This is a genomic window from Clostridium sp. AM54-37XD (genome assembly GCF_003478225.1).
Classification (GTDB): Bacteria; Bacillota; Clostridia; order Lachnospirales; family Lachnospiraceae; genus Coprococcus; species Coprococcus ammoniilyticus.
On sequence record NZ_QUEV01000013.1, the window covers coordinates 53,840 to 67,666 of the forward strand.

A 13,827-nucleotide genomic window follows, 5' to 3' on the forward strand; every position below is an offset into this window, starting at 1 on the left:
ACGCTCTCATTAAAAAAACACTCATTATTATACGAGAGCATTTTTCAAAAGTCAATCAGCCGTATCGAAAAACAGGATGTATCCGGCATAAAAATATGGTATGATAGTATATAAGAAGTCAAACTTAATAAAATTATGGAAAATTATTCACGAACTTTAGAAAATAAAGTGAAAAATATACATTTGACAGGAAAATGAAGTGAGAAGACGGGAGATCTCGATGGAAGCAATTCAGTTTATCCATATCAGTGATGTGAATATCGGACGAAAAGCAGACAAATTACTGTTCGGACAGACCTGTGAAAAGGACGGGATAATGACCTTGAAACAGGTTGTTTCTGATGCAGGAAAATTACAGGCTGATTTTGTATTTATCACAGGGGATCTCTTTGACCATCCGGCAACAGAAGAAGATCTTGCCTGGATTGATGAGATATTTCTGCCGCTTGATAAAACGGCGGTCATTTATTGTCAGGGAGATCATGATTACATGAAATCAGATAGTGCACTTACGGGCTATTCTTTCCGGTCAAATATTTATGTGGCAGGCTGCAGCGAGTATCGGAATCCGGTTCCGGCAGGCTCTGCAATATATGGAGTAAAACATGAAAATGCAACTGCCATGATCGATGTTATCCGGTTTCCGAAAAAAAATGCGGTACTTTATTGTGCCGGCTATTATAGTGCCGGAGCGCAGATGGCAGTTTTAGATGAACTGACACCGGCGGATAATGAGATGACAAATATTCTGCTGGCTCATGCCGGAAATCATGGCGCGATACCGATCGATTATCCGACAATCCGGAAAGCAGGATTTGATTATATCGGATTAGGACATGAAGCTTCCTATAAAAATATGTACAATGGCAGGATTTGTTATCCGGGTGTATTGGAACCGGACAATAACAGGGAGACCGGACCGCATGGCTATGTGCAGGGAAAGTTATCAGATGGCGTGGTATCGGTACGGCTTGTGCCTGCATCACAAAAAGAATATAAGACGATCCGCTATCCGGTCAGTAATTATATTTCAGATGAAGAACTGGCAGATGAATTGCATCGTATTATTGCAAGAGAGGGAGAAAAAAACATTTATTCGATCTATCTGGTACGACCGGAAAAATGTGAGAAGACCTTTCATTTGCAGGAGGCACTGGTCACTTACCGGATTGCCGCGCTGATCGGAGAAGTGTATCAGCGTGAGGATTATGATGAATACAGAAAAGCAAACCGGGGAAATGCATTTGGACGATTGCTTGATAAACTGGATGCCGACTCTCCGATCCGGGAGGATGGGGCGAAGCTGGCAGTTGACCTCGTTATAGAACGATCAAAGATATACACCAGAAGCAGCCGGAAAATGAATGACCGGCTTTATGAGGAAACGATCCGGGTAGTGATTGAGAATCTGAAACAGGATATGGATAAACTCCGTACCTCAAAGGATATTCAGGCATATGAACAGGCAAAGGAACGGCTGGCAGAAAGTCCGGATGTACTGGAACGCTTAAATGAAGCATGGGCAATGGAACGGAAGAACAAACTGGAGCTTCTGACTGCTCGGAACAATCAGGCGCAGATCGTACCAAGACACAGAAGCAAATGGATACGAACCGGTATCCGTGCCGCCATTGTTCCATTTGTCATATTCTGTATCATGGAATTGTTCCTGATGCCACGGGCGTACATTCAAATGTCAGAGCGTATGAATGGTACAGATGTGGTTCGTTTTCTGGTTACATCAATACTTGCGATCGTGCTCTGTTTTGTGATCGGTTACGTATTTGCGCGACTGATCGATCAGAATAAGGCAGACGGAATACGAAAAGAACGCGCAGATGCAGAACGGCTTGAACGCGAGTTGGCTGCAAAAGGCGAGCAGCTTCACGAAGTCAGAACCGGATATCAGTTACAGGACACGAAGCGGCGAGAAATCCAGTCGGATGTGAATGCCAGAGAAGATCTTGTAGCGCAGACGATCTACAAGCTTCAGGTGATGGAAGAAGCGATGCGGATGTTAGAATAAAAAGAAAAAGGGCACTTGAAAAACAGGTGCCCTAGGATACTAACATATTTGCCAGCAGGATACTTACGACGATCCCTGCACCGAGAGACAACAGGGCGCAGGGGATGATATATCGGGATTTGCGGACTTTAGCAGCCATCAGATATACAGACATCGTATAGAATAAAGATTCCGTACAGCTAAGGATAATGGCAGCGGTGAGCCCTTCTCTGGAATCAGGTCCATAGTCGTTAAAGATGTTAAGCATCAGACTGGTGGCAGACCCGGAGGAGAACAGCTTCGTTATGATGACGGGGATCACACAATCCGGGGTATGTATGAGAGAAGCAATCGGCTTCAGCGCGGTTGTGATCAGGTCAAGGGCGCCGGAATCATTCAAGATTCGCACAGCCACAAATAGACCAATCAGTGTTGGAACTAATTCGACTACGATCTTCATTCCATCAAATGCCCCATCAATAAAATCTTCATAGACATTCGTCTTTTTAATACAGCCATATAACACAACAGCAGATATGACCATCGGGATGATACTGTTTGAGATTGTTGTCAGCATGACAAGCCTCCATTAAGATTCTGTGTATGTTTATTTCGTTTTGGCAGGTTATTTAGCAGACATGTCGATTTTGAAAGTCAACTGCGCTGTCTATTATGAGTTTTCTACGCGAACTCGCCTGTAAACAGGCTCAAACATGCTTCGAAAACTCAAACGATGCTCGTTGACTTTTCCAAAATCAGACATACGTCTGCGATAAATAACCTGCCAAACCGAAATATATACACAGATATATTCTGTATTATGAAAGTCAACTGCGCTGCTTATTAAAGATTTCTAAGTGAACTCGCCGCTTCATTTTCCTCGTTTGTTAATAATGACAGCCAGCAGGACGGCGACGGCGGTGGAGCAGACCGTTGCGATGATGCCGGGCAGGATAATGGCGGTAGGATGTTCAGAGCCATAGGTTGCACGATAGGCAATGATATTTACCGGGATCAGTTGCAGCGAAGAAATATTCAGAATCAGGAAGACGCACATCTCACGGCTGGCAGATTTGCTTCCCTTGTTGTCCTTAGCCAGCTCCTGCATCGCCTTTAGTGCCGGCGGTGTTGCAGCCCACCCAAGCCCTACAATATTTGCAATGATGTTCGTACACATATATTCATATGCCGGATGCTCCGGGGAAAGTCTCGGAAATAAGAATCTCATGACAGGGGACATTTTCGACGACCATTTTTTCATCAGACCGGTGCGTTCTGCAATCTTCATAATTCCACACCACATCGTAACAATTCCAAGCATGGTAATACAGAGTGAAACGGCGTCACTCCCGGCATCAATGATACCTGCATTCACATCTTCCATATGCCCAGTCAGAAGTGCGGTGATAATACCGACTAAGATCATGGCAGCCCAGATCAGATTAATCATAGAAGCCCCTTTGATTTTGCTTTTACATAATGAATATATGCGGGAATATGGGGGAAGTATGCTATAGTATTATCGATTTTTAAATTCATACAATGTGAATTTTATATATTCTATATTGCAATAATATCAGAATAACGATAAAATAATGATAATATATTAACAACAAGAAGCATGGAATAAAAAGGAGTGATAAAAATGATACAGATTAGACCGGTTTCAGATCTTAGAAATAAGTTCCCTGAAATTGAAACAATTGTGAATAGTGGAAAGCCTGTATATTTAACGAAAAATGGATATGGGGCGATGGTTGTTTTAAGTATGGAAGAGTATGCTAATCTTACAGAGAATGTTGAAATGAAACTTGATGAAGCTGACAGACAGGCAAAAGCGACAGATAAAAGACTTTCACATGAAGAAGTATTTAGCAAAGCAGGAGTGTGATGGATGCAAGATAAAATCTACAAGCTAAGATATTTGACAGATTAAACAATCCGGTAGCGTTTGAACCATATCATTCCAGAAAAAAACGTGAATATCCATATTACCGGATCTATGTAAGAAATTATGTGATTTATTATGTGGTAATTGATGATATTATGGAAGTACGACGGTTATTGTATGGTGCAAGAAATATAGAAAATTTGTTAAATTAATACATATAAAAAGAGCAGTAAAATTATCAGATTTACTGCTCTTTTTATATGTATTCGTCTCAATCATCCTGTAATATGTCACATTTTCACATTTTCCCCATAAAGTATAGAGAGATGAATAATATGTAAATTCAGGAGGTATATTCATTTGGAACAGTATAGAAACTGCAACAGAAATGGCGGCAGATATCCTGCTCAGCCAAATCTCATGATGCAATATGCAAATAACCGCAATGCCTCTTCCTGCAATGGAAACCGTCAGGGCACAGGCGGCTGTCCTTCCAGACAGGATCATTGCGAAACAACAAGAAAGGATGTAGAGACCTGTGGCAGATTCAGTCCGCATCCGATTGGTATGGCGTATGTGCCAAGTCAGGAATTTGGGGAACTCTATGATGCGAAAAAGGGTCTGTGCGAAGGAACCATGTTCCCGGATCTGAATCTGATCTTTTGTGGTGTAAGGGGGAAATAGGCAATGAATAATATGAACAAACAGCAGCTCTTTGCCTTTATAACAGAAGTGTCCTTCGCGTTGGATGACATTTCCCTGTATCTGGACACTCACCCGGAATGTCCAAAGGCACTGGCAGCATACAACAACTATAAAGCAATGCGGCAGCAGGCAGTCCGCGAATACACGACCGCCTATGGTCCGTTGAACCGATATCAGGTAAATGATGACAATTATTTTGACTGGGTTGACAAACCTTGGCCATGGGAAAGGGAGTGTGGTTGTTAAATGTGGATCTATGAAAAAAGATTACAGTTTCCGGTAAATATCAAAGAGACAAATGCACAGCTTGCGCAGGCAATAATCTCACAATACGGCGGACCGGATGGTGAAATGGGTGCATCTATGCGTTACCTGTCCCAGCGTTATGCAATGCCGGACAATAAGGTGAAAGCGATTCTTACTGATATCGGTACAGAGGAGTTGGGACATCTGGAGATCGTTGCCACGATCATTTACCAGCTTACCTGCCGGTTATCGATCGAGGAGATTAAGGCATCGGGATTTGACAAATATTACATCGATCACACCTTAGGAATCTGGCCGCAGGCAGCAGGCGGCATTCCATTTAACGCCTGCGAATTCCAGAGCAAGGGTGATCCGATCACGGATCTTTTCGAAGATATGGCAGCAGAGCAGAAAGCCCGCTCGACTTATGACAATATCCTGCGTCTCTGCAAGGACTATCCGGATGTATATGAGCCGATCAAATTCCTTCGTGAACGTGAGATCGCACATTTCCAGCGTTTCGGTGAAAGCCTTGGCATTGTCCGTGACAAGATGGATACAAAGAACTTCTATGCATTTAACTCAGCATTTGATACAAGTGCTCCATGCGTGGAGAAATGCGGGAAGTAGAAGATAGCAGCTACCGGTTATTTATTATTATATAGTAGTGATAGAAAAAATATCAGGCAGTAATCCTGAATCAGGGATATCAAGCTGCCTGATATTTTCAGAACTATTATTGAGAATAATTCTTGAAAAGGATTATAAATTAATTCAGTTTGTGGTATAATGAATATAAAATTATTTGTTGGCACGGATGTAGAAAAACAAATCATACTTTATAGGGAGGTACAAGCATATGGACAAAAAAGCAATCTATAATTTATCTTATGGTGTATTCATGTTATCAACCAAATCAGGGGAGAAGGTAAATGGCTGTATCACAAATACATGTATACAGGTGGCAGGCAATCCGGTTCGGGTTGCGATATCTGTATTAAACACGAATTATACATGTGACTTGTTGAAAGAGAGCGGGATATTCGCTTTGAGTATTCTGGATCAGACCTGCTCATTTGCAACGATAAAACATTTCGGGTTCCAGTCCGGCAGAGATGTGGACAAATTCGCAGATCTGCAAATGCCAAAGGACTGCAATGACATTCCGTATATGGGATGGAATGCCTGTGCCGTGATCAGCGGAAAAGTGGTAGAACAGCGTGACCTCGGCACACATACGTTATTTATCGCAGAAGTCGTAGATGCCAAGCTGATCAATGAAAATGCACCGCTGACTTATGCGGATTATCAGACAAAGGTAAAACCAAAAGCAGAACCGAAAGCCCAGGACAAAAAGATCGTAGGCTGGCGCTGCCGTATCTGTAATTATGTATATGAAGGAAGCGAGCTGCCGGCAGATTTCACCTGCCCGATATGTGGACATGGGGTAGAGGATTTTGAGCCGGTGTATGAGGCGTAAGCTATTAAAAAGCTTATAAACAGGAGGACAATGCTATGGAACGAGTAGCAAAATTTTTAAAGGACGCAGAAACTTATTATTTAGCAACTGTAGAGGGTGACCAGCCAAGAGTCAGACCATTTGGAACTGCCCATATTTTTGAAGGCAAGTTATACATACAGACAGGAAAAGTAAAAGATGTATCAAAGCAGATCCATGCAAATCCGAAGGTTGAGATCTGTGCTTTTATGAATGGAGAATGGCTTCGTGTAGCAGGAGAACTGGTGGAAGATGACCGCAGAGAAGCAAGACAGTCTATGCTGGATGCATACCCTTCATTACAGAAGATGTATTCCGCAGATGATGGTAATACGGAGGTATTTTATTTTAAGAATGCCACAGCAACATTCTCATCATTTACACATGAACCGGAAGTTGTGAAGTTTTAAATGTATTACATAGTTTGAAAAACACCCTCGCTTGTATAAGCGGGGGTGTTTGCATTTGAATTATTGGTATTTGAAAGTGTATTTTCTAAAATTTGACAAAATATGCGTATATTATTGCACATTATGACAAATAAAGGTATAATATTTCCATAATAAAAGGGGGCGGGTCTGAGATAACATTTCTTTAAGTTTATCACTTAAGCTCCAAGAATGAATGTGTATTGTTTGATTGTAAAGATAGTATATCTTCGCAGCAAATAAAAATTCACAATAATAAACAATAACATATACAATGAGAAATTTTTTGTACATCATAGTTTGTATAATGATTCTAACCAGAATAAGAAAATTGCTACATAGACAGAAAAATAAGACACAAAAAAAGACTTGTTACCAAGTCTATTTGTTCTACACCATGTAGAGTCTTACGACGGATTCGGATAAACCTTATTTGCACTCGTCTTGTAAGTTCTATTTAAGGATAACAGGTTGTTCATAAAAATGCAATAGATAATTTTAATTTTAGGAGGAAATGGTATGAGATATTTTATGGGATTGGATATGGGAACATCGTCGGTAGGCTGGGCAGTAACAGATGAACACTATCAACTGCTTAGAAGAAAAGGAAAAGATATGTGGGGAATACGTGAATTTGAAGAAGCAGCTACAGCAGTTGAACGTCGGACACATCGTGTAAGCAGACGAAGAAGACAGAGACAGGTAGCCAGGATTGGTCTGTTACAGGAATATTTTCATGATGCGATACATCAGGTAGATCCTAATTTTTATCAGAGATTAAAAAACAGTAAATATCATGAGGAAGATAAAGACGAGATTGTAAGAGAAAGTAATGGGATATTTAATGATGCGGAATATACAGATAAAGAATATTTCAAAGAATTTCCTACAATTTTTCATCTTAGACAGGAGTTGATTAAATCAAAAGAGCCACATGATGTACGATTGGTATATTTAGCATTATTGAATATGTTTAAACACAGAGGACATTTCTTAAATGCTACACTTAGTGCGGATGGGGAAAGCAGGAAGATTAAAGATATATATACGGATTTTGTAGATAAGGCTGCAGAGCAATTGGGAGTTTCTTTTGCCACGGACATAAGGTATGAGGAGCTGGAAAATTATTTGAGTAGTAATGATTTATCTCGAAAAAGAAAGGGCGAATTAATTGCAGAGTTGTTACATGTAACACGGAAGGATAAACAACAATATGCATTAATTGAATGTATGCTCGGTTTGGATAAAAGTGTAAAGTTAATGTTTGGAGACACTTTGCCAGAGGATTTTGATAAAACCATAAAGGTTAATTTTTCAGATATTGCATTTGAAGAAAAAGCAACAGAAATCAGTGAGGCTATTGGTGAAGAAAAATATGATTTAATACTCATAATGAAAGAAATATATGATGCAGCTATATTGAATCGAATAATGAATGGATATACATATTTGTCGGATGCCAGAGTTGCTGAATATGAAAAACATAAGAGTGACTTAGCCTGTTTAAAACATTACATAAAAGAATATGGAACACAGCATCAGTTTGATTTCCTGTTTAGAGGCACAGAAAAAGGTTCATATAGTGCGTATGTGCATTCTGTTAATTCACATGAAAAGCAAAGAAGGAATATGGATGGAAATAAAAAAGAAGATCTGTATTCTACACTGAAAAAAATATTGAAAGATATGCCGGAAAATGAAGAAAAGACATATATTATGATGCAGATAGAGTTGGATAATTTCTTGCCTAAACAGTTGACTGCATCGAATGGTGTTATCCCAAATCAGATTCATTTAAAGGAAATGAAGAAGATTCTTGCCAATGCAGAAAATTATTTGCCGTTTCTTAAGGAAAAAGATGAGTCCGGTTATACGGTTTCTGAAAGGATTCAGAAATTATTTGCATTTCAGATCCCTTATTATATTGGACCGACAACCGAGAAAAGTGCAGAGTTTGGTGGAAATGGATGGGTAGTTCGTAAAGAAGAAGGAAAAGTGCTTCCATGGAATATTGATCAGAAGATTGATATGAAAAAGACATCAGAGAAATTTATTTCACGCATGGTAAGAAGATGCACATATATGAATGATGAACAGGTTCTACCGAAAGAGTCGTTGGAATATGAGAGTTTTTGTGTATTAAATGAATTAAATAATATAAAGGTATATGGTGAGAAGCTTCCAGTAGATATTAAACAGGACATATATAGAACATTATGTGAAAAGGGAAAACGCGTTACTAAAAAGAGTCTTATGCAATATCTTGTAGGGCGGGGAGTAATAAAGGCAGAAGACGAAGAACAACTTACAGGTTTAATGGATGGTTTAAATAATACTTTAAAATCATTTGCAAAGTTTAAAGCAATATTTGGAGATGCGATTTATGAGGATTCATGCAAAAAAATGGTTGAACAGATTATTTTCTGGTGTACCGTTTATGGAGATTCTAAGCATTTTCTGAAAGAACAATTACTGGAGAAATATGGTGAAGTGCTTACAGATGCACAGATCAAGCGTATTCTTGGAATAAAATTCAGAGATTGGGGAAATTTGTCAAAAAAATTTCTGGAACTTCAGGGGTGCAGCAAGGAGACAGGGGAAGTTAATTCGTTAATTCGTATGTTATGGGAAACAAACGATAATCTGATGGAATTGCTTGCTCAGGATTCCTATACATTCAAAGAAGAACTTGAAAATATGCAGGAGTCAACATATAAGGTATTAACTGAATTACAGCCGGAAGATTTAGACCATATGTATTTTTCAGCACCGGTAAAGAGGATGATATGGCAGACGATTCTAATCATTAAAGAAGTAACAAAGGTTATGGGATGTCAACCAGAGCGATTATTTATTGAAATGACGCGTGAACATGGGCAGAAAAATGATATAAAGGATTCACGAGCTAAGAAATTTTATGAGCTTTATTCAAAGATAAAAGATGAGGATAAAGACTGGCGTAAAGTGATAGAAGATGCTGATAAAGATGGAAGAATCAGAAGTAAAAAAATGTATCTGTATCTTACCCAGATGGGAAGATGTATGTATACAGGAAGACCAATTGATCTGGATCAGTTATTTAATAATAACCTTTACGATATTGATCATATTTATCCAAGACATTATGTAAAGGATGATAATCTTGAAAACAATATGGTGTTGGTTGAAAAACAATCAAATGCGCATAAAAGCGATGTGTATCCGTTGGAGTCTGGTATCTATGAAAAACAGGTGAATTGGTGGAGAGAACTACATAGAAAAAATCTTATTAATGACGAAAAGTTAAAACGATTAACTGGAAGAAATCCATTTACTGATGAACAAAAGGCAGGGTTTATTGCAAGACAGTTAGTTGAAACAAGTCAGGGTACAAAAGGAGTTGCGACTATATTACAGGAAGCTTTGCCAGATACTACATTAGTATATGCCAAAGCAAGAAATGTGTCTGAGTTCAGAAGTGATAATGATTTACTGAAGTCCAGAATTGTAAATGATTTTCATCACGCACATGATGCGTATCTTAATATAGTTATAGGTAATGTATATTATGTGAAGTTTACTAAGAACCCGATTAATTTTATCCGAGAGCATGGAACATATAATCTTGGAAAAATGTTTGCTAAGGATGTGAAACGTGGTGATGATATAGGCTGGGTTGCACAATCAGGAAATGGGCAGACTGCAACAATGGAAACAATAAAAAGAACGATGGCGAGAAATACACCTTTGTTGACTAGAATGAGTTATGAGGTTACAGGAGGACTGGCTAATCAAACGTTATATTCGGCTAGTAAGGCAAAAGAAGGAACATATATTCCGCTGAAGAGTTCAGATGAAAGAATGCAGGATGTTACGAAATATGGCGGATTTACCAGTGTGTCAACTGCATATTTTATGTTGGTAGAACATGATGGTAAAAAGGGAAAACGTATTCGAACAATTGAAAGTGTACCGATTATGTGGAAAGAACGCATAGAAAAAAATCCAGCAGAGTTGGAAAGATATTGTCTGGAAGTTTTGAAGTTAAGTAATCCTGATATACGAGTGCGTAAAATCTTGATTCAGTCTTTGATTAAGAGAAATGGATATTATATGCAGATTACAGGTAAGACGGGAAATCAGTTATATGTAAGAAACACAGTTTCGTTATGTTTAAAGCAGGAGTGGGTTAATTATATTAAAAAATTAGAGAAAGGGAATGATGAGAATATTACAAAAGATAAAAATTTAGTATTATATGATATTTTGGTTGATAAACATAATAATACCATATATAGTCAACGGCCAAACCCGGTAGGTGAAAAACTTGTTAAGCGTAGAGAAGAATTTATTAATTTAAACCTGAATGATCAGGTAACTGTTTTATTAGAGATATTAAAGTTGACACAGATTGCGTTAGGTGGAGCAAATTTGGAGTTGATAAATGAGTCCAAAACGACAGGATCAATGAAAATAAGTAAAACTGTATCCGAAGAAAGAGAAGTGACATTGATTAATCAATCAGTAACAGGTTTATATGAGCAGAGAGTTAATCTGCTGACAGTATGAGTTGGCGCACAATAGTAGTAGCAAATAGCGCAAAAATGGATTATCAATTAGGATATCTCGTTGTCCGGACAGATAAAGTAACCAAGATTCATCTGACAGAGATATCTTGGTAATCATAGAATCTACAGCAGTATCAATAACTGCAGCATTGTTGAGTGAATTGATGAAAAAGAAAATAAAAGTAGTTTTCTGTGATGAAAAGAGAAATCCATCATCAGAACTAATCCCGTATTACGGAAGTCATGATACAAGTGCGAAAGTAAGGGAACAGATTAAATGGAATCAAGAAAAGAAATCTCTTATATGGACAGAAATTGTTGCTGAAAAGATACGAAAACAGGCAGATTTGCTACGGATATTTCATAAAAAAGAAGCAGATCAATTAGATACATATATTACAGAACTGCAATATGGAGATGCAACAAACAGAGAAGGCCATGCTGCAAAAGTATATTTTAATGCACTGTTTGGTTTGGATTTTTCAAGAACAGATGAGAACAGTATTAATGCAGCATTGAATTATGGCTATGGTATTATACTATCAATGTTTAATCGGGAAATTGTTTCAAATGGTTATATAACACAATTTGGACTGTTTCATGATAATATGTTTAACCAGTTTAATTTAGGATCTGATCTCATGGAACCGTTTCGTCCTTTGGTGGATAGAAAAGTAGTGGTAATGAAACCAGAGAAATTTGAAACGGATGAAAAACATCAGATATTAGGAATATTACAGGAGGAGGTTGTTATAGGAGGACGAACAGAATATGTTAGTAATGCAATTAAACTATATTGTAAAAGTATATTTGATGCATTACGAGATAATGACGTATCTCTTATGAAATTTTACAGCTTTGAGTTATAGATATATGAGAATAGTAGTCTTTTTTGATCTTCCGGTAATAACTGCCAGTCAGCGAAAAACATATCGGACATTTCGGAAATATCTTGTGAAAAATGGATTTTTAATGATGCAGGAGTCTGTATATTGCAAACTTGCACAGAATTCTTCTGTTGGAGAGACAATAATAGAAAATATACGAAAAAATAGACCATCAGAAGGTTTGGTGCAAGTTTTAAAGGTTACAGAAAAACAATATGGGAAAATGGAATATATTGTTGGAGAATCTTCAAATGAAGTATTGAACACGGATCAAAGGTTGGTGATTTTATGAGATTAGTATATTCACTATATAATCTTGACATTCAGATAGAAGAAAATATGATAAATATTTTAATAGTGGAGAATCCTGAAATTTTTTCAGTACTGATACAAGATATGATATCTGAAGAGAACTGGGTGTTATCTGAGCCTGATAAGATTCTAACCTTTGATAAAATAGCATCGGTTATTATAAATCCATTTCTATTGGATTGTAATGAACGAAAAGTAATCCAGAAGTTATACCAAGAGATTGATAATTCTGCAAATGACTGGTTTGTTCAGGAAATGGCAGAGTTGCAAGGACAGATTGTTTCAATGATCTCACAGGCAATAGAGACCGTGCCATATGATGTTACATTCGATTTTGAACAGAATTTTCAGGGGTTGTTAAAGTTATATAATGTGCATATTGATAATGAGTGCGATTCATTATTAGAGAAGATAAGTAATTATATTAAAACTCTTCATCGGATATGTCATATATCTGTATTCATATTTGTGAATCTGAAGACCTATTTATCTGAAAATGAATTGAAAGAATTATATATAAGCTGTTTTTATGAAAAAATCCATCTGATTTTATTCGAAAATCAGCAGAAGAAATGTTTGGAATATGAAAAATGTATATTCTTGATAAAGAATATTGTATAATAGAATCAGATTAACTTACAGCATATGTCTATATGTTTAACTCGGTGAGAACCTCATTTTTACAATTTGGGGTTTGAGAGTCTTGTAAGTGAATAAGTGAATCAAACTTTTCTGAGTTAAATATTCGCCCTGATTTGGTTTGAGAGTCTTGTAAGTGAATAAGTGAATCAAACTTACTGACAGTTTAGTTAAAAGTGGCTCTGTTTGAGAGTCTTGTAAGTGAATAAGTGAATCAAACATCGGTTACAGTTGCTAGCGAATCCTTGCGTTTGAGAGTCTTGTAAGTGAATAAGTGAATCAAACATGTAAATACAGAAATATCAGCAATGCTGAGTTTGAGAGTCTTGTAAGTGAATAAGTGAATCAAACAAATTACAACTACGCATATAGTACAAGCAGGTTTGAGAGTCTTGTAAGTGAATAAGTGAATCAAACTTGAGCCCCGCTACCTAGTGCTTTTTTTTATGTTTGAGAGTCTTGTAAGTGAATAAGTGAATCAAACGGGTCTATCTTTTGTTTTGTACCTGTTACAGTTTGAGAGTCTTGTAAGTGAATAAGTGAATCAAACCTGGCTACCATTTCCGAGGGGTTTTTTGATCGTTTGAGAGTCTTGTAAGTGAATAAGTGAATCAAACATCGGGAACCAACCGATACCTGCCACTAGTTTGAGAGTCTTGTAAGTGAATA

Annotated in this window: 13 protein-coding genes and 1 CRISPR repeat array; of the genes, 11 read left to right on the forward strand and 2 right to left on the reverse strand. The window is 37.7% G+C overall.

Translation table 11 applies throughout. The features are described from left to right. The first annotated feature begins 220 nt into the window (after positions 1 to 220). Positions 221 to 2,026 (forward strand): metallophosphoesterase, encoded by a 1,806-nt coding sequence (locus DXA07_RS11470; RefSeq protein ID WP_118484692.1) that lies wholly within the window; start codon positions 221 to 223, stop codon positions 2,024 to 2,026. Positions 2,027 to 2,057: 31 nt separating this feature from the next. Here the strand turns inward: DXA07_RS11470 and DXA07_RS11475 are convergent, their stop codons facing one another. Together DXA07_RS11475 and DXA07_RS11480 are read right to left on the reverse strand one after the other, a co-directional pair. Continuing rightward, entirely contained in the window at positions 2,058 to 2,582 is a 525-nt protein-coding gene (locus tag DXA07_RS11475) for a nucleoside recognition domain-containing protein (protein ID WP_118484694.1), read from the reverse strand. Between the two features lie 294 nt (positions 2,583 to 2,876). Beyond that, positions 2,877 to 3,455: a nucleoside recognition domain-containing protein gene (locus DXA07_RS11480; protein WP_118484696.1), complete on the reverse strand. Its 579-nt coding sequence runs from the start codon at positions 3,453 to 3,455 to the stop codon at positions 2,877 to 2,879. Positions 3,456 to 3,650: 195 nt separating this feature from the next. Between DXA07_RS11480 and DXA07_RS11485 the strand changes: the two genes are divergently transcribed. The 10 genes from DXA07_RS11485 (at position 3,651) to csn2 (ending at position 13,140) form a co-directional block, all read left to right on the forward strand. Then, on the forward strand, positions 3,651 to 3,896 hold the full coding sequence (locus DXA07_RS11485; protein ID WP_118484698.1) for a type II toxin-antitoxin system prevent-host-death family antitoxin: 246 nt from the start codon (positions 3,651 to 3,653) through the stop codon (positions 3,894 to 3,896). A gap of 360 nt (positions 3,897 to 4,256) precedes the next feature. Further along, positions 4,257 to 4,580: a spore coat associated protein CotJA gene (locus tag DXA07_RS13590; protein ID WP_021943635.1), complete on the forward strand. Its 324-nt coding sequence runs from the start codon at positions 4,257 to 4,259 to the stop codon at positions 4,578 to 4,580. A gap of 3 nt (positions 4,581 to 4,583) precedes the next feature. Then, positions 4,584 to 4,847: a spore coat protein CotJB gene (locus tag DXA07_RS11500; protein WP_118484700.1), complete on the forward strand. Its 264-nt coding sequence runs from the start codon at positions 4,584 to 4,586 to the stop codon at positions 4,845 to 4,847. After that, positions 4,848 to 5,477, forward strand: a complete 630-nt coding sequence (locus tag DXA07_RS11505; RefSeq protein WP_118484702.1) for a manganese catalase family protein — start codon at positions 4,848 to 4,850, stop codon at positions 5,475 to 5,477. Between the two features lie 229 nt (positions 5,478 to 5,706). Then, positions 5,707 to 6,327, forward strand: a complete 621-nt coding sequence (locus DXA07_RS11510; RefSeq protein ID WP_118484704.1) for a flavin reductase — start codon at positions 5,707 to 5,709, stop codon at positions 6,325 to 6,327. A gap of 35 nt (positions 6,328 to 6,362) precedes the next feature. Continuing rightward, complete coding sequence (locus DXA07_RS11515) at positions 6,363 to 6,755, forward strand: pyridoxamine 5'-phosphate oxidase family protein (RefSeq protein WP_117785333.1); 393 nt, start codon at positions 6,363 to 6,365, stop codon at positions 6,753 to 6,755. Positions 6,756 to 7,292: 537 nt separating this feature from the next. After that, positions 7,293 to 11,321, forward strand: a complete 4,029-nt coding sequence (cas9, locus tag DXA07_RS11520; RefSeq protein ID WP_118484706.1) for a type II CRISPR RNA-guided endonuclease Cas9 — start codon at positions 7,293 to 7,295, stop codon at positions 11,319 to 11,321. A 106-nt stretch (positions 11,322 to 11,427) separates the two neighbouring features. After that, entirely contained in the window at positions 11,428 to 12,189 is a 762-nt protein-coding gene (gene cas1, locus DXA07_RS11525; RefSeq protein ID WP_243015448.1) for a type II CRISPR-associated endonuclease Cas1, read from the forward strand. Between the two features lie 4 nt (positions 12,190 to 12,193). Then, positions 12,194 to 12,499: a CRISPR-associated endonuclease Cas2 gene (gene cas2 / locus DXA07_RS11530; protein ID WP_118484708.1), complete on the forward strand. Its 306-nt coding sequence runs from the start codon at positions 12,194 to 12,196 to the stop codon at positions 12,497 to 12,499. Further along, positions 12,496 to 13,140: a type II-A CRISPR-associated protein Csn2 gene (gene csn2 / locus DXA07_RS11535; RefSeq protein WP_118484709.1), complete on the forward strand. Its 645-nt coding sequence runs from the start codon at positions 12,496 to 12,498 to the stop codon at positions 13,138 to 13,140. Before cas2 ends, csn2 begins: the two co-directional genes overlap by 4 nt. Positions 13,141 to 13,211: 71 nt before the next feature. After that, positions 13,212 to 13,775: direct repeats of the CRISPR family, unit length 36 nt; unit sequence GTTTGAGAGTCTTGTAAGTGAATAAGTGAATCAAAC. The last annotated feature ends 52 nt before the right edge of the window (positions 13,776 to 13,827 follow it).